Annotated in this window: 16 protein-coding genes; 4 read left to right on the top strand and 12 right to left on the bottom strand. The window is 73.9% G+C overall.

The window, feature by feature from the left end; all coding sequences use genetic code 11:
* Positions 1 to 84: 84 nt before the first annotated feature.
* Positions 85 to 1,350, top strand: coding sequence for a capsule polysaccharide transporter (locus tag M446_RS29045; protein WP_012335668.1), 1,266 nt, complete (start codon positions 85 to 87; stop codon positions 1,348 to 1,350).
* Positions 1,351 to 1,543: 193 nt separating this feature from the next.
* Here M446_RS29045 and denD read toward each other — a convergent pair whose 3' ends face one another.
* The 12 genes from denD to gap all read right to left on the bottom strand — a co-directional run bounded on the left by denD (position 1,544) and on the right by gap (position 12,915).
* Complete coding sequence (gene denD, locus M446_RS29040) at positions 1,544 to 2,524, bottom strand: D-erythronate dehydrogenase (RefSeq protein WP_012335667.1); 981 nt, start codon at positions 2,522 to 2,524, stop codon at positions 1,544 to 1,546.
* A 20-nt stretch (positions 2,525 to 2,544) separates the two neighbouring features.
* Positions 2,545 to 3,291: an SDR family oxidoreductase gene (locus M446_RS29035; RefSeq protein WP_012335666.1), complete on the bottom strand. Its 747-nt coding sequence runs from the start codon at positions 3,289 to 3,291 to the stop codon at positions 2,545 to 2,547.
* 22 nt (positions 3,292 to 3,313) lie between these two features.
* Positions 3,314 to 4,480: a GNAT family N-acetyltransferase gene (locus M446_RS29030; protein ID WP_012335665.1), complete on the bottom strand. Its 1,167-nt coding sequence runs from the start codon at positions 4,478 to 4,480 to the stop codon at positions 3,314 to 3,316.
* Positions 4,477 to 5,319: an isocitrate lyase/PEP mutase family protein gene (locus M446_RS29025; RefSeq protein ID WP_012335664.1), complete on the bottom strand. Its 843-nt coding sequence runs from the start codon at positions 5,317 to 5,319 to the stop codon at positions 4,477 to 4,479. The genes M446_RS29030 and M446_RS29025 overlap by 4 nt, the downstream gene beginning before the upstream one ends.
* 99 nt (positions 5,320 to 5,418) lie before the next feature.
* Positions 5,419 to 5,964 carry an adenine phosphoribosyltransferase gene (locus tag M446_RS29020; RefSeq protein WP_012335663.1) on the bottom strand — a complete coding sequence of 182 codons (546 nt, stop codon included), beginning with the start codon at positions 5,962 to 5,964 and terminating at the stop codon, positions 5,419 to 5,421.
* Positions 5,965 to 6,094: 130 nt separating this feature from the next.
* Complete coding sequence (locus M446_RS29015) at positions 6,095 to 6,889, bottom strand: inositol monophosphatase family protein (protein ID WP_012335662.1); 795 nt, start codon at positions 6,887 to 6,889, stop codon at positions 6,095 to 6,097.
* A 112-nt stretch (positions 6,890 to 7,001) separates the two neighbouring features.
* On the bottom strand, positions 7,002 to 7,967 hold the full coding sequence (locus M446_RS29010; RefSeq protein WP_012335661.1) for a tetratricopeptide repeat protein: 966 nt from the start codon (positions 7,965 to 7,967) through the stop codon (positions 7,002 to 7,004).
* Entirely contained in the window at positions 7,964 to 8,656 is a 693-nt protein-coding gene (locus tag M446_RS29005; RefSeq protein WP_012335660.1) for a thiamine phosphate synthase, read from the bottom strand. Before M446_RS29005 ends, M446_RS29010 begins: the two co-directional genes overlap by 4 nt.
* A 208-nt stretch (positions 8,657 to 8,864) precedes the next feature.
* Positions 8,865 to 9,953, bottom strand: coding sequence for a class II fructose-bisphosphate aldolase (gene fba, locus M446_RS29000; protein WP_012335659.1), 1,089 nt, complete (start codon positions 9,951 to 9,953; stop codon positions 8,865 to 8,867).
* 85 nt (positions 9,954 to 10,038) lie between these two features.
* Complete coding sequence (locus M446_RS28995) at positions 10,039 to 11,235, bottom strand: phosphoglycerate kinase (RefSeq protein ID WP_012335658.1); 1,197 nt, start codon at positions 11,233 to 11,235, stop codon at positions 10,039 to 10,041.
* An 80-nt stretch (positions 11,236 to 11,315) separates the two neighbouring features.
* Complete coding sequence (locus M446_RS28990) at positions 11,316 to 11,816, bottom strand: hypothetical protein (protein ID WP_012335657.1); 501 nt, start codon at positions 11,814 to 11,816, stop codon at positions 11,316 to 11,318.
* 91 nt (positions 11,817 to 11,907) lie between these two features.
* Complete coding sequence (gap, locus tag M446_RS28985; protein WP_012335656.1) at positions 11,908 to 12,915, bottom strand: type I glyceraldehyde-3-phosphate dehydrogenase; 1,008 nt, start codon at positions 12,913 to 12,915, stop codon at positions 11,908 to 11,910.
* A 398-nt stretch (positions 12,916 to 13,313) separates the two neighbouring features.
* On the opposite strand from gap, the gene M446_RS28980 reads away from it, so the two are divergent.
* The 3 genes from M446_RS28980 (at position 13,314) to M446_RS28970 (ending at position 14,849) form a co-directional block, all read left to right on the top strand.
* Complete coding sequence (locus tag M446_RS28980) at positions 13,314 to 13,595, top strand: DUF4164 family protein (RefSeq protein ID WP_012335655.1); 282 nt, start codon at positions 13,314 to 13,316, stop codon at positions 13,593 to 13,595.
* Positions 13,596 to 13,603: 8 nt separating this feature from the next.
* A complete protein-coding gene (locus tag M446_RS28975; protein ID WP_012335654.1) occupies positions 13,604 to 13,987 on the top strand; it encodes a cell division protein ZapA in 384 nt (127 codons plus the stop codon).
* A gap of 223 nt (positions 13,988 to 14,210) precedes the next feature.
* The gene (locus M446_RS28970) at positions 14,211 to 14,849 is read left to right on the top strand and encodes a L,D-transpeptidase (protein ID WP_012335653.1); all 639 of its coding nucleotides are present in this window, start codon (positions 14,211 to 14,213) and stop codon (positions 14,847 to 14,849) included.
* The last annotated feature ends 117 nt before the right edge of the window (positions 14,850 to 14,966 follow it).

Below are 14,966 nucleotides of genomic sequence, written 5' to 3'. Positions count from 1 at the left end.
GGCTCCCGAGCGGATCCTGCGCCCGCCCGGACTCTCGCGCCGCCGCCGCCGCCCTCTCCCCCCGCCCCCGAACCGGACCTCGTCATGACGGCCGACGCCCGCCCCCCGACCGGCCAGCCGCTCGAACCGATCGAGCGCTCGCGGCTGATCTCCGAGTCGCTGCGCCAGATGGCGCGCATCTCGCGCTACAACGATCCGCGCCAGCAGCTGCGCGAGGCGCGGGCCCAGCGGCGGCGCGACTACGTCACGCCGATCCTGTTCCTGGCCCTGTTCGTGCTCCCCTCGCTCGCCGGGATCGGGGTGTTCGGGTTCTACCTCTCGGACCGCTACGTGGCGGAGACGCAGTTCGCGATCCGCCCGGCCGTGGGCGCGACCGAGGCCGGGGGCCGCGGCGAGAGCGGCAGCGGGGGCAGCGGGGGCAGCGGCAACGCTTTCGCGAGCGTGATCGGCCAGATGATCGCCCAGGACATCGCGCTCGCGGCCGAGTACATTACCAGCCGGCCGATGGTGGAGGCGGTCGAGCGCGCGCTGCCCCTGCGCGCGATCTTCTCCCGCGACTCCATCGACGAGTTCTCGCGCTTCGACGCCGAGGAGCCGGTCGAGAGGCTGGTGCGCTACTGGCGCGACCGCGTCCAGGTCACGGTCGAGGGGGCCGGCCTCGTCTCCGTGAAGGTGAACGCCTTCGCCCCCGAGGAGGCGGTGGCGATCAGCCGGGCGATCCTCGCCGAGAGCGAGCGGCGGATCAACGAACTCACCGCCAAGGCCCGCGAGGACGCGCTCGCCGAGAGCGAGCGCGCGCTCGCGCGCGCCGAGGAGCGCCTGACCGGGCTCCAGGTCGAGATGCGCAACCTGCGCAACCGCGGCGGCGTGCTCGACGCCGAGAAGACCGCCGGCATCAACGTCAAGATGGTCGCGCAGGTGCGCGAGCAGCGCATCGCGCTCGGCGTGCGGCTCGCGCTGCTGCAGCGCGACCTCAAGGAGGACACCCGCAGCGTCCAGGATCTCAAGGCGCAGATCGCGCAGCTCGACGCCACGATCGCGGGCCTGGAGCGGGAGGCGACGACGCAGGATCCGAACCAGCGGCGGGTCCTGTCCGACGCCCTCACGCGCTTCGAGCAGCTGGAGGTCGACCGCAAGAACGCGCAGGCCTTCTACGGCCGCATGATCGCCGCGCGCGAGCAGGCGCGGATGATCGCCGACCGCCAGGTCGAGTTCTTCACCGTCGCGGTGCAGCCGAGCCTGCCGCAATCGGCCGAGCAGCCGCGGCGGCTGCAGTGGATCGCCGTCACCGAGGCGGGCGCCGCCCTCGCCTTCGGCCTGTCGATCCTGCTGCGCAACCAGCTGACCTGATCCGGTCCCCTGCCGGGCGGCGGGAGACCCCGCGGGCGGCCCCGCCCGCGGCGGCCGCCCTCATCCGCCATCCGGTTGATGGCTTCGCCATCTCCGATTTCGGCCATGCGGATGTCGGCGTCGCTCAGGCGCCGCGCACAGGCGCCGCGCAGGCTGGTGATCCGGGACCCGCTTCGATCAACCGGATCCCGGGTCAGGCGGCGATCCTGCCGCCGAGCTCGTCCTCGATATGCACCCGGATGATCGTCTCGAAATCCGGCTCCGCCGTGAAGCCGAGGTCCAGCGCCCGGCGGGGGTCGAAGGCGCGCGGCCAGCCCGCCACGATGCGCTCGACCGTCGGGTCGGGGACGCGGCGGATGCGCGCGACCACCGCCTCGCCGGCGACGCGGCGCAGGGCCTCGATCTGCTCGGCCACCGTGACGGCGACGCCCGGCATGGTCAGGTTGCGGCGGTCGCCCAGCCGCGCGCCCTCGATCGTGGCGGCGTGGAGGAGGAAGCCGACCGCGGCGCGGGGCGAGGCGTGCCAGTGGCGCACGCCGTCGGGCACCGGCAGCACCGCCTCCTGCCCGGCGAGCGGCTCGCGGATGATGCCCGAGAAGAAGCCCGAGGCCGCCTTGTTGGGCTTGCCCGGCCGCACGCAGATCGTGGGGAGCCGGATCCCGACCCCGTCGAGGAAGCCCCGCCGCGTGTAGTCCGAGAGGAGAAGCTCGCCGATCGCCTTCTGGGTGCCGTAGCTGGTGAGCGGGGCGGTCAGGTACTCGTCGCCGATCACGTCGGGCATCGGCGCGCCGAAGACCGCGATCGAGGAGGTGAAGACGAGGCGCGGGCGGTAGCCGTCCCCGATCGCCCGCACCGCGTCGAGGAGGGCCCGCGTGCCGTCCAGGTTGATCCGGTAGCCCTTGTCGAAATCGGCCTCCGCCTCGCCCGAGACGATCGCCGCGAGGTGGAAGATGACGTCGGGGCGGCCGGCGACCAGCCGCTCCGCCTCGCCGGGCAGCGACAGGTCCGAGGCCGAGAGCGCGACCGGGAAGCGGGCGGCGGGCGCCTCGGGCGCCACCACGTCGTGCAGGGTGAGCCGGGTGATCGGCTCGGCCCCGAGCCGGCCGTCGCGCAGGAGGCGGGCGAGGAGCTTGCGGCCGACCATGCCGGCCGCGCCGAGGATCAGGATGTGCATGGCTGGGATCCCGGTGCCGGTCAGAGCGCGAAGCCGCCATCGACCAGGTGGGTCTGGCCGGTGGTGAAGCGGGATTCGTCCGAGGCGAGGTAGACGGCGAGCGCGGCCACCTCCTCGGCGCGGCCGAGGCGGCCCATCGGTTGGCGGTCGATGAAGCTCTGCCGGGCCTCGGCCTCGCTGGTGCCGGTCTGGGCGGCGAGCGCCTTGATCCGCTCGTCGAGGGAGGGCGACTGGATCGTGCCGGGGCAGATGGCGTTGGCGCGCACGCCCTGGCGGATGAAGTCGCGGGCCACCGCCATGGTGAGGCCGATCACCGCCGCCTTGGTGGTGCCGTAGACGTAGCGGTTGGGCGCGGTGGCGAGGGTCGAGACCGCCGAGGCGATGTTGACGATGGAGCCGTGGCCGCGCTCCAGCATGCCGGGCAGGAAGGTCCGGATGGTCCGGTGCATCGAGCGCACGTTGAGGTCGAAGGCGAGGTCCCACTCCGCGTCGGTGCAGTCGAGGATCGTGCCGTGATGGACGAAGCCCGCCGCGTTGACCAGGATGTCGACCGGGCCGGCGCCCCGCGCGAAGGCCGCCACCGCCTCGTCCGAGCGCACGTCGAGGGACGCCGTCGCGGCGCCGCTCAGCCCTTCGAGCTTGCCCGCGTCGAGGTCGGTCGCGAGCACGCGGGCGCCCTCCGCCAGGAACGCCTCGGCGATCGCCCGGCCGATCCCCTGCCCCGCCGCCGTGACCACGGCGCTCCTGCCCGCAAGACGTCCCACCATGCGCTCCCTCCCCAGCCGCCCGTCACGCGAGGCGTTTCACCATGTGCACCAGCCGGCGGTCCGGGCGGGCCTCGACCCGCTCCGTCGTCCAGCCGTGCCGCGCGTACCAGCCGATCGCGCGCGCGAGCTTCTCTCCCGTGTAGAGGCGCAGGCAGGAGAGGTCGAGATGCTTCGCGCGGGCCTCGGCCGCCGCGAGCAGGCCGGCGCCGAGGCCCCGGTCCTGGCGGGACGGCGCCACCGCGATGCTCCAGACCAGGAGGTGGTCGGGCCTCGGATCGAGGATGAGGGCGCCCGCGAGGTCGTCCCCCTCCTCCAGGAGCCAGACCTCGTGCGCGGCGAGCACGGCCTCGGGGGGCGTGAGGAGCGGCAGCGGCTCGGCGCCGAGCAGCGCCCGGTTGGGCGCGTAGGCCGCCGCCTGCAGGGCGCCGAGCGCCCGGAGGTCCGCCCGGGTCGCCCGGCGCAGCGGATGGCCCGGGATGGAGGGCGCGTTCAGCACCGAGAGGCGCAGGCGCTGGCCGCCGTCCGGGGAGAAGTTCTCGGGGGCGAGCCAGCGGTCGAGGCCCTGCGCCACCTGCGGCCATTCCCGGTCGAGGATCGAGTACCACGCCGTGTCCCGGTTGCGGCCCTTCACGATCATGGCCTGCCGGAAGACGCCCTCGGGGGTGAAGCCGAGGCGCAGGGCCGCCGCCCGCGACGGCGCGTTGAGGGCGTTGCACTTCCACTCGTAGCGGCGGTAGCCGAGGCCGAACGCGTGGGCGGCGAGGAGCCGCATCGCCTCGGTGGCGCCGGGCGAGCGCTGCAGGGCGGGCGTGTACAGGATGTGGCCGACCTCGATCACCCGGTTCGCCGGGTCGATCCGCATCAGCGCGGCGTGGCCGAGCGCCCGGCCCGAGCGGGCATCGAGGATGGCGAAGAACAGGGGATCCTCCGAGGCCGCGCCCGCCCTGAGGTAATCCTGGAAGGCGGCCGCCTCCGGGAAGGGCCCGCGGGCCATGTAGAGCCACAGGGCCTCGGTGCCCGGGCCGACCGCGCCGCCCGCGAGGTCCGGCCCGTGCGCCGCCGCGTCGAGGGGGGCCAGGGTGACGAAGCGCCCGCGCAGGGTGACGCGCGCCGGGCGGGGCGCCGGATCGGCCGGGACGACGGGGGCGCCGACCGGGAGGCCGGTCGCCGGATCGGTCTCGTGGCTCATCGGGCCGCGCGGTCCTCTCGGAAGAAGCCGTTGAGGTCGGAGAAGCTCACCGAGCCGTCGAAGCCGGCGAAGCTGCCCTCCTGGCGGATGCGCTTGGCGGCGCGGATGAAACCGGTCCAGGCGGCGCGCGCGAGGGACGAGCCGACGCTGACGCGCCGCACCCCGAGGGCTTCGAGATCCGCGACCCGCAGCCCCGCATTGGTGCTGACCAGCAGGTTCACGGGCTTGGGCGCCACCGCCGCCACGACGGCGCGGATCTCCTCGCGGCGCTTGGGGCCGGGCGCGTAGAGCACGTCGGCCCCCGCCTCCGCGTAGGCCTGCAGGCGGCGCAGCACCTCGGGGAGCGGCTCGGGGTGGCCGACCAGGTAGGCCTCGCAGCGGGCGGTCAGCAGCACCTCGCCCCCGGCCTCGTCGATCGCCGCGCGGGCGGCCCGGATCCGCTCGACCGCCAGGCCGAGGTCGTAGAGGGGGGCGCCGCGATCGCCGGTCGCGTCCTCGATCGAGAGGCCGGCGATCCCGGTGGCGACGCAGAGCCGGACATTCGCCGCGACGCCCTCGGGGTCGTGGGCGTAGCCGGATTCGAGATCGGCGTTGACCGGCAGGTCAGTGGCCTGCGCGATCTCGGCGATGTGGGCGAGCATCGCGTCCCGGGGCACCGCCCAGTCGGTGTCGGGCAGCCCGCGCGAGAAGGCGAAGCCGGAACTCGTGCTGGCGAGCGCCGGGAAGCCGAGGGCGGCGAGGTAGCGGGCGGTGCCGATGTCCCAGGGGTTCGGCATCACGAAGCAGCCGCTCGCGTGGAGGGCCCGGAAGGCGGCGCGGCGGGCGGAGACGTCGGTCATGCGGACCTCCCAGCGGCCCTGACGCGTCGCGGGGCCGCCCTCCTGTCCGGAGGTGCCCCGCGGGCCGTCATCGTGGACCGGAACGGCGCGGGCGCGCCCTCAATGCCCCTCGAACTCGACCAGGGTGAAGACCGGCACGTCGAGGGCGCGCAGCCTCGCGGCGCCGCCCAGTGCGGGCAGGTCGATGACGAAGCAGGCCGCCACCACCTCGGCGCCGATCTGGCGCAGGAGGTTCACGGCCGCCTCCGCCGTGCCGCCGGTGGCGATCAGGTCGTCGACCAGCACGACCCGGTCCCCCGGCTTCACCGCGTCCGAGTGGATCTCCATCTCGTCGGTGCCGTATTCGAGCGCGTAGGCGATCGACACCGTGGTGTGGGGCAGCTTGCCCTTCTTGCGGATCGGGACGAAGCCCGAGGAGAGCTGGTGGGCCACCGCCCCGCCCAGGATGAAGCCCCTGGCCTCGATGCCGGCGACCCGGTCGATCCGCCCGCCCGCGAAGGGATGGACCAGGGCGTCGACCGCGCGCCGGAACGCGCCCGGATCGCCGAGCAGCGTCGTGATGTCCCGGAAGACGATGCCCGGCTTCGGGTAATCCGGGATCGAGCGGATCGCGTCCTTCAGCGCGGAGAGCGTGCGCGGGTCCATGCGGGAGCCTTTGGGGTCGAGACGCCACGGCCCAAACGGTCGAGCCGGAGGCGGGTTAGAGCAGATCGCGGCCGCGCTGGAAAGCGCCCGGCCGCTCCCGGGGGCCGGCGCCCCCATCCGCGCACGAGGCTCAGGCGTTGGCCTTCCTGAGCAGGGCGACGAGGTCGCGGTGCAGCCCCTCGTTGCCGCAGGCGACCGACCGGGCCGCGAGCGCGTCCGGCCCGCCATCGGCGCTGGTGGCGAAGCCGCCCGCCTCGCGCACCAGGATCAGCCCCGCCGCCATGTCCCAGGTCTGCAGGTCGCGCTCCCAGTAGAGGTCGGCCCGGCCGCAGGCCACGTAGGCGAGGTCGAGGGCGGCCGAGCCGAAGCGGCGCACGCCCCCCGTCACGGCCATCACGGTGCCGAGCTCCTTGAGCAGCCGCGGGTGGTTGCCGCGGCCCAGATAGGGCGAGCCGTAGAGCACGAGCGCGTCGGCGAGGTCGCCGCGGGCGGAGACGCGCAGCCGCCGATTGTTGAGGAAGGCGCCCTTGCCGCGCTCGGCGATGAACAATTCGTCCTTGATCGGGTCGTAGATCACGCCCGCGACGACCACGCCCTCGCGCTCCAGCCCGACCGAGATGCAGAAATGCGGGATCCCGTGCAGGAAGTTGGTGGTGCCGTCGAGGGGATCGACGTGCCACGTATGGGTCTTGTCGGAGCCCTCGACGGCGCCGCCCTCCTCCATCACGAGGCCGTAGCCGGGCCGCGCCTTCATGAGGGACTCGCGCAGGCTGGCCTCGGCGCGCCGGTCGGCGGCGGTGACGAAGTCGCCCGGGCCCTTGCGCGAGACCTGGAGGTTCTCGACCTCGCCGAAATCGCGCTTGAGGCCCCGCGCGGCCTTGCGCACGGCATCGACCATCACGGTCATGAGGGGAGAGTTGATCATCGCGAGAGGGTCCGGTTGCGTGGCGGCTCGGGCCGGGGGCGGGCGGCATGGACGGGCGCCCGCGCGGGGCGCGGGGCGCGCGCCGGCCGCCCTCTGGAATTGGGGTCCGGCCTTAAGGCGTCATCCGGTCCGCGGCAAGGCGCTCGGCCCGCGCGCGCTCCTCCGCCGTGAGCCCGGCGGCCACCTGGGCCAGCCACGCGTCGCTCAGGCCCTGGGCGCTCGCCGCCATGTTCCAGGCCGCCGCCTCGACGAGGTTCTTGGGCACGCCCCGTCCGGCCGCGTAGAGCCGGGCGATGCGGTTCTGCGCCACGGCGTTGCCCCGGTAGGCGGCGTGGCGGAAGTAGCGGGCGGCCCTCGCCTCGTCCTTGGCCACGCCCTCGCCGTTGAAGAGCAGGATCGAGAACTCGACCTCGCCGGCGATGTCGCCGTTGTCGGCCGCGCGGCGGAACAGGGAGGCCGCCTCGGCGAGGTCCTTCGCCACGCCGCGGCCCTTCAGGTAGAGGATCCCGAGCGCGTGCTGGGCGGCCGGCACCTCCTGGTCGGCGGCCCGGCGCAGCAGCGTCGCGGCGCGGGCGAGGTCCTCGGGCGAGCCGGTGCCGAGCAGGATCAGGGCGAGGTTGTAGGATGCGGTGGGCTCGCCCTTGGCGGCGGCCTTCTCCAGCCAGGCCCGGCCGGCCGCCAGGTCCTTGCGCAGGCCGCGGCCCTCGATCGCCATCATGGCGAGCAGGCCCATGGCCGGCGCGTCGCCGAGATCGGCCGCGAGCCGGTACCACTCGGCCGCCTTGGCGGGGCTCTGCCGCACCCCGAGGCCCTGGTTGTAGAGCTCGCCGAGCAGCGTCATGGCCGGGGCGTCGGCCTTGTTGGCCTCGAGCCGCTTCGTCGCCTCGCGGAAGGCGGCGTTGTAGTAGCCGCGCTGATAGGCGCCGTAGGCGACGTCCGCCTTCGGGTCGGTGCTGCCGATGGCGGGCGGCAGGGTGGTGGCGCCCGGCAGCAGCGCGGTCGGCATCGTGGTGGAGGGCGCGGCCGCGGCCCCGCCGGCGAGGAGCAGCGCGAGCCCGGCGAGGGCGTTCCGCCTCACGCGGCGCCTCCCGCCAGCCGCGCCTGGGCCTGCGCCACGGCGTCGGGGCCCTGGGTGCCCGCGCCCTCCCGGAGGGCGGGGCCCTCCCGGAGGGCGGGGCCCTCCCACAGGGCGGGGTCGAGGGCGACGAACTCGGCCCCGGTCGCGGCGAGGTCCGCGACCGCGTCGAGGCTGCGGGCCAGGGCCACGCAGGGGGTCTCGAAGATCTCCGCCCACCACGCGGCGAGGGCGCGGGTGCCGGCGGGCGTGGCCCGGGGCTCCTCGCCGAACAGCACGTAATCGGCTCCCGCCTCCCCGGCTTCCATGGCGGCGTGGCGGGAGGTCAGGGATCCGACCCCGAGGATGCGCCCGTCGCGCAGGCGCTCGCGCAGGTCGCGCAGGGCCTCGCCGGGCTCCTCGCCCGCCCCCGCGTGGACGCCGTCCGCCCCCGCCCGGGCGGCGAGGGCCACGGGGTCGATGCCCGGCGCGTCGCAGGCGACCACCAGGGCGGCGCCGGCCTCCTGCACGGCGGGCGCCACGTCCTTGACGCGCCTGATCAGGGCGCGCTCGTCGGCGGCGGCCAGCCGCAGGATCACCGCCGCCACGTCCCCGGCCCGGCAGGCGGCCGAGAGGCGCGCGGCGAGATCGGGGCCGGATTCCGGGCCGGCGATCAGGACGAGGCGGGTCTTCGGGGGATGGGGGGTCGGCATCGTCGGGTCGCTCATGAGCGCTGTGTGGCGTGGGCGCTGTGTGGCGTGGCAACGCTTCAAAAGTATGGCGCGCGCTCCGCGTCCCTCACGCGCCGACGCGCCTGCCTCGGCGACGGCAGGCCCGTTCGACGCAGCCGAGCTTTGCCGCGACAGCGGCTCTCCGGCGCGGGACCCCCGTCCTGCGCCGGAGACAGGACCGCGGCCCGCCCTACTCGGCGGCCGCCTTGCGGGTCGCCCCGAAGGACGGGTCGAGCTTGCCGGCGGCGTAGCGCTTGGCCATCTCGGAGAGCGAGACCGGACGGATCTTGCCGGCCTGCCCGGCCGTGCCGAACTCCTCGAAGCGCTGCTTGCACAGCTTCGTCATCGCGTCCATGGCGGGCTTGAGGTACTTGCGCGGGTCGAACTCCGCCTTGTTCTCGGCCAGCACCTTGCGGATCTGGCCCGTCATCGCCATCCGGTTGTCGGTGTCGATGTTGATCTTGCGCACGCCGTGCTTGATGCCGCGCTGGATCTCCTCCACGGGCACGCCCCAGGTCGGCTTCATCTCGCCGCCGTACTGGTTGATGATGTCCTGCAGGTCCTGCGGCACCGAGGAGGAGCCGTGCATCACCAAGTGGGTGTTGGGCAGGCGGCGGTTGATCTCCTCGATCACGTGCATGGCGAGCACGGCGCCGTCCGGCTTGCGGGTGAACTTGTAGGCGCCGTGGCTGGTGCCCATGGCGACCGCGAGCGCGTCGACCTTGGTGGCCTCGACGAACTTCACCGCCTCCTCCGGGTCGGTGAGGAGCTGGTCGTGGCTGAGCGTGCCCTCGGCGCCGTGGCCGTCCTCGGCCTCGCCCTGGCCGCTCTCCAGCGAGCCCAGCACGCCGAGTTCGCCCTCCACGGAGACGCCGGCCCAATGCGCCATCTCGGCCACCTTGCGGGTGATCTCGACGTTGTAGGCGTAGTCGGCCGGGGTCTTGCCGTCCGCCTTGAGCGATCCGTCCATCATCACCGAGGTGAAGCCGTACTGGATCGCGGTCGCGCAGGTCGCCTCGTTGTTGCCGTGGTCGAGATGCATGCAGACCGGGATGTGGGGGTAGATCTCGACGAGGCCGTCGATCAGCTTGGCCAGCACGACGTCGTTGGCGTAGGCGCGCGCGCCCCGGCTCGCCTGCAGGATGACGGGCGAGTCGGTCGCGTCGGCGGCCGCCATGATGGCCAGCCCCTGCTCCATGTTGTTGATGTTGAAGGCCGGGACCCCGTAGCCGTGCTCGGCCGCGTGGTCCAGAAGCTGCCTCAGCGTGATACGCGCCATCTCCAACCCTCCGAGAGAACCGACTTCCACCAGTATAGGCGATCGGGGCGCCGCCGTCCTCACGGCCGCACCCTGAACGCGAGCCTCACGCCCTGAGCGCGTCGACGCCGGGCAGGGGCTTGCCCTCGAGCCATTCGAGGAAGGCGCCGCCGGCCGTGGAGACGTAGGTGAAGGCCTCGGCCACGCCCGCGTGGTTGAGGGCCGCCACCGTGTCGCCGCCGCCCGCCACCGAGACGAGCCGGCCCGCCCGGGTGCGCTCGGCCGCGTGGCGCGCCGCCGCGACCGTGCCCTGGTCGAAGGGCGGGAACTCGAAGGCGCCGAGCGGCCCGTTCCAGACCAGCGTCCGGGCGTCGTTGAGGGCGGCGGCCACCCGCTCGACCGATTGCGAGCCGACGTCGAGGATCATGCCGGCCTGCGGGATCGCGTCCACCCCGTAGGTGTGGTGGGGCGCGTTCGCCTTGAACTCCTCCGCCACCACCGCGTCGACCGGCAGGATGATGGCGCAGTTCTTCTCGCGGGCCGCCTCGATGATGCGCAGGGCCGTGCCGGCGAGGTCCTTCTCGCAGAGCGACTTGCCGACCCCGAGGCCGGCCGCGTGCAGGAAGGTGTTGGCCATGCCCCCGCCGATCACCAGGGCGTCGACCTTGCCGACGAGGTTCACCAGGAGGTCGATCTTGGTCGAGACCTTGGAGCCGCCGACGATCGCGACCACCGGCCGGGCCGGCGCCTCCAGGCCCTTGGTCAGCGCCTCGATCTCGGCCTGCATCAGGCGCCCCGCATAGGCCGGCAGGACGTGGGCGAGGCCCTCGGTCGAGGCGTGGGCCCGGTGCGAGGCGGAGAAGGCCTCGTTGACGTAGACGTCGCCGTTGCGGGCGAGCGCCCTCGCGAAATCGGGGTCGTTCTTCTCCTCGCCCGGGTGGAAGCGGGTGTTCTCCAGCATCACCACGTCGCCGTCGCCGAGCGCCGCCACGGCGGCCGCGGCCGCCTCGCCGACGCAATCCTCCGCGAAGGCGACCGGGCGGCCGAGATCGGCCGCCACCGCCTCGGCGATCGGGCGCAGGGATTCCTTGGGGTCGGGCTTGCCCTTGGGGCGGCCGAAATGCGCGAGCAGCACCACGCGCCCGCCGGCCTCGGCGATCTCCCGGATCGTCGGCAGCACCCGGGTGATCCGGGTCGCGTCGCTGACGCGGCCGTTCTCCATCGGCACGTTGAGGTCGACGCGGACGAGGACGCGCTTGCCCTTCAGGTCGCCGGCATCGTCGAGGGTACGGAAACGGGTCATGGACCTCGGGCCTCCTTGGGCGGGATTCCTGGGGCTGGATTCACGGGACGGAATTCACGGGGCGGGATTCGCGGCGCGGATCAGCGGGGCGGGATGAGGTTCTGGAGGTTGAGGCGCTGCGCCGCGAGCGTGAGCGCCACCGTCAGCACGGCGGTGATGATCGCCGTCAGGAGCAGGGTGCCGAAGCCCGGCAGCCGCCGGGTGCGGTCGGCGACGGCGCGCAATTCGCTGCGCAGGGCGGCGAGGTCGGACTGGCGGGCGGATTCGTTCATCCGCTGGCTCGCCGCCTCGACCCGGTCCTCGACGCGGGACAGGAGCGCCTCCGAGCGGGCGTACTTGTCCTCGATGCGCGAGGCCTTGTCCTCGATGCGGGCGAGCTGGTCGGCGACCGGGGGCGGCAGGCTCGCGGCCGGCTCGGGGCGCCGGGCGGCCTCGGCCGCCGCGGCGGGTGCGGCGCCGGCTGCCGCAGCGGTGCCGGCGGGGGCCGCCGCGGCGGGTGCGAGCGCGGTGCCGGCCGGCACCGGCAGCGGGCTCGCGGTGGCGGTTCCGGAGGTGGAGGTGACGTCCGTCGCGTCGGTCATGGCTGCTCCTCGGTCTCGCCCCGCCGCGGCGGGGCGCCGGTTCGCGGGAAGAGAGGGCGCCGGGCGGGGGATCCCCGCCCGGGATCGAGGCTCAGATCAGCTTGGCGAGGGCGACCGCGGTGTCGGCCATGCGGTTCGAGAAGCCCCACTCGTTGTCGTACCAGGACAGCACCCGCACGAAGGTCCCGTCCATCACCTTGGTCTGGTCGATGTGGAAGGTCGAGGAATGCGGGTCGTGGTTGAAGTCGATCGAGACGTTCGGGGCCTCGGTGTAGCCGAGCACGCCCTTGAGCGGCCCGTTCGCCGCCGCCTTGATCGCCTCGTTGATCTCGGCGACCGAGGTGGCGCGCTTGGCCACGAACTTGAAGTCGACGACCGAGACGTTCGGGGTCGGCACCCGGATCGAGGTGCCGTCGAGCTTGCCGTTCAGCTCCGGCAGGACGAGGCCCACCGCCTTGGCGGCGCCCGTCGTGGTCGGGATCATCGACAGGGCCGCGGCGCGGGCCCGGTAGAGATCCTTGTGCATCTGATCCAGCGACGGCTGGTCGTTGGTGTAGGAGTGGATCGTCGTCATGAAGCCGCGCTCGATCCCGACCGCGTCGTTGAGCACCTTGGCGACCGGCGCGAGGCAGTTCGTCGTGCAGGAGGCGTTCGAGATCACGAGGTGGTCGGCGGTCAGCTTGTCGTGGTTGACGCCGTACACGACGGTGAGGTCGGCGCCGTCCGAGGGGGCCGAGACGATGACGCGCTTGGCGCCCGCGTCCAGGTGGGCCTTGGCCTTGTCGCGCGCCGTGAAGATGCCGGTGCATTCCAGGGCGATGTCGACGCCGAGCTCGCGATGGGGCAGCTCGGCCGGGCTCTTGATCGCGGTGACGCGGATGCGCTGGCCGTCGACCACGATGGCGTCGCCCTCGACCTTCACCTCGCCCGGGAAGCGGCCGTGCACGGAATCGTAGCGCAGCAGGTGGGCGTTGGTCTCGACCGGCCCGAGATCGTTGATGGCGACGACCTCGACGTCCGTGCGCCCCGCCTCCTTGATGGCGCGCAGGACGTTGCGCCCGATGCGTCCGAAGCCGTTGATGGCGACCTTGACCGTCATGTCGATGACTCCCGAGAGCGGGCGGGGGTGCCGGCGCCCCGCCTCGTGGTGCGGCCCGGGCCTGCGAGCGCCCGTGCGGGTGGATGGGGTTGCCGGGTGATATGAGGTGCCGCGGGCGGGACGGCCATCCCGCGCGCGCCGGAGGTCCCGTTGCGGGCGGCGCGACCGAGGAGGGCGGGAGGCGTCACGGGAACCCGAGATCTGCGGCTGTCCGCCGGCCGACATGGCCGGGCGCGAGCGCGGGCTTCCTAACATGACACCCTCCCCTGTCAAATCGGCCCCGCCCGCCGCCCCGCGGCGGTCCGCGCCCGTTGACGGGAGCGCCCCGGCCGGGCGATTGCGGGCCGCGCGGCCAGCGTCTAGGCTCGGGCCGGGGTGAGGAGTTCAGGGGTTCAACCATGAGTGCGGCCGTGGACGACGCGCTGCGCCGGCTCGATGCCGCCGTCGCCCTGCTCGACGCCGCCGTGACCCGTCGGCTCGACGCCGAGCGCAGCCGGGGCGACCTGGAGGCCGAACTCGCCCTGATGCAGGAGGACCGGGCCCGCCTCGCCGCCGAGCTCGACGCGGCCCTGGGCCAGCTCGCCGAGGCGGTGGCGGTGACCGACGACGTCGAGCATCGCCTCGGGCGGGCGATCGGCACCGTCGAGACCGTGCTGACGCGCAACCGCGCGGAAGGGTGAGGATCCGGATGCCTCAGGTGACGGTGAGCATCGCCGGCAAGACCTACCGCATGGCCTGCGGCGAGGGCGAGGAGCGCCACCTCGAGGAGCTGGCGCGGGGCTTCGACGCGCGGATCGGCGAGATGCGCAAGGCCTTCGGCGAGATCGGCGACATGCGCCTGCACGTCATGGCGGCGCTGATGGTCTCGGACGAACTCGCCGAGACGCGCCGCCGGGTCGAGGCGCTGGAGCGCGAGACCGCCGCCCTGCGCGAGGCCGCCGCCGCCGCCGGCAGCGAGCGCGAGGCCGTGGAGGGCCGCATCGCCGAGGGGATCGGCCGGGCCGCCGAGCGGATCGAGGCCGCGGTGCGCCGGCTCGTGCCCGGCCCGCAGCCGGGCGCGGCCGAGCCGTAAGCCCCGCGTCGCCGGCGGGGACCCGGCAGCCGCCCGCACCTGCGGCGCGGATGCATCAGTGTGACCCACGCACAACGGGCGCTTCGCATCCGCACAAGCGCGGCGGTTTTAAGCTTGGCTTTATGCCGGGCCCGTTTACGGCTTGGCGATGGGTTCCGCCGCACGATGCGCGGCAGTTCACGCATCGCTCCTTCCCCAGCCGAGAGTTCCCCGAGAGGCTCCCATGCGCCGCTTCGCCCCTGTTCTGGCCGGGCTCGCCTGCGCCGTCGCCGCGTGGGCGGCCCCCGCCGCCGCCTACGAGATCGACCCCCTCACCCGTCAGCCCCTCAACCAGGGCCTCAGCGTCACGGTCCGCCCCTCCGCGACGGCCGCCGATCCGACCTCGCCGGCGGCGATGGACACGACCGTGCCGAAGATCAGCCCGGTCCCGCGCGAGACCGTGTCGTATGACGGTCCCTACGGCGCGGGCACGATCGTGGTCTCGACCGCCGAGCGGCGGCTCTACTACGTGCTCGGCGGCGGCCAGGCCCTGCGCTACGGCATCGGCGTCGGCCGGCCGGGCTTCACCTGGGGCGGCGTGCAGACCATCACCATGAAGCGCGAGTGGCCGGATTGGCGCCCGCCGTCGCAGATGATCCGCCGCCGGCCCGACCTGCCCCGCTACATGAAGGGCGGACCCGAGAACCCGCTCGGCGCCCGCGCCATGTATCTGGGCGGCACGCTCTACCGCATCCACGGCTCGAACGAGCCGGAGACGATCGGCACCGCGGTGTCCTCGGGCTGCATCCGGATGACGAACGACGACGTCATGGATCTGTACACCCGCGCCAAGGTCGGCACGAAGGTGGTGGTGCTGCGCTGAGCGCAGCGGCACGGCGCGCGAGGGCCGGCGGCGACGCCGGCCTTCGTCGTCTCAGACCAAATCCGATCGACCTTCGCTCGCGCGCCGCGCGGGCGCGCGATCCGGGATCCGCCGTGA

This window comes from Methylobacterium sp. 4-46 (assembly GCF_000019365.1).
GTDB lineage: Bacteria > Pseudomonadota > Alphaproteobacteria > Rhizobiales > Beijerinckiaceae > Methylobacterium.
This window is presented reverse-complemented; position numbering and strand designations above follow the sequence as displayed.

Excerpts from the sequence above, each read along its gene's own strand:
- M446_RS29045 (WP_012335668.1), top strand. The coding sequence starts at position 85 with ATGACGGCCGACGCCCGCCCCCCGACCGGCCAGCCGCTCGAACCGATC.
- denD (WP_012335667.1), bottom strand. The coding sequence starts at position 2,524 with ATGCACATCCTGATCCTCGGCGCGGCCGGCATGGTCGGCCGCAAGCTC.
- M446_RS29035 (WP_012335666.1), bottom strand. The coding sequence starts at position 3,291 with ATGGTGGGACGTCTTGCGGGCAGGAGCGCCGTGGTCACGGCGGCGGGG.
- M446_RS29030 (WP_012335665.1), bottom strand. The coding sequence starts at position 4,480 with ATGAGCCACGAGACCGATCCGGCGACCGGCCTCCCGGTCGGCGCCCCC.
- M446_RS29025 (WP_012335664.1), bottom strand. The coding sequence starts at position 5,319 with ATGACCGACGTCTCCGCCCGCCGCGCCGCCTTCCGGGCCCTCCACGCG.
- M446_RS29020 (WP_012335663.1), bottom strand. The coding sequence starts at position 5,964 with ATGGACCCGCGCACGCTCTCCGCGCTGAAGGACGCGATCCGCTCGATC.
- M446_RS29015 (WP_012335662.1), bottom strand. The coding sequence starts at position 6,889 with ATGATCAACTCTCCCCTCATGACCGTGATGGTCGATGCCGTGCGCAAG.
- M446_RS29005 (WP_012335660.1), bottom strand. The coding sequence starts at position 8,656 with ATGCCGACCCCCCATCCCCCGAAGACCCGCCTCGTCCTGATCGCCGGC.
- fba (WP_012335659.1), bottom strand. The coding sequence starts at position 9,953 with ATGGCGCGTATCACGCTGAGGCAGCTTCTGGACCACGCGGCCGAGCAC.
- M446_RS28995 (WP_012335658.1), bottom strand. The coding sequence starts at position 11,235 with ATGACCCGTTTCCGTACCCTCGACGATGCCGGCGACCTGAAGGGCAAG.
- M446_RS28990 (WP_012335657.1), bottom strand. The coding sequence starts at position 11,816 with ATGACCGACGCGACGGACGTCACCTCCACCTCCGGAACCGCCACCGCG.
- gap (WP_012335656.1), bottom strand. The coding sequence starts at position 12,915 with ATGACGGTCAAGGTCGCCATCAACGGCTTCGGACGCATCGGGCGCAAC.
- M446_RS28980 (WP_012335655.1), top strand. The coding sequence starts at position 13,314 with ATGAGTGCGGCCGTGGACGACGCGCTGCGCCGGCTCGATGCCGCCGTC.
- M446_RS28975 (WP_012335654.1), top strand. The coding sequence starts at position 13,604 with ATGCCTCAGGTGACGGTGAGCATCGCCGGCAAGACCTACCGCATGGCC.
- M446_RS28970 (WP_012335653.1), top strand. The coding sequence starts at position 14,211 with ATGCGCCGCTTCGCCCCTGTTCTGGCCGGGCTCGCCTGCGCCGTCGCC.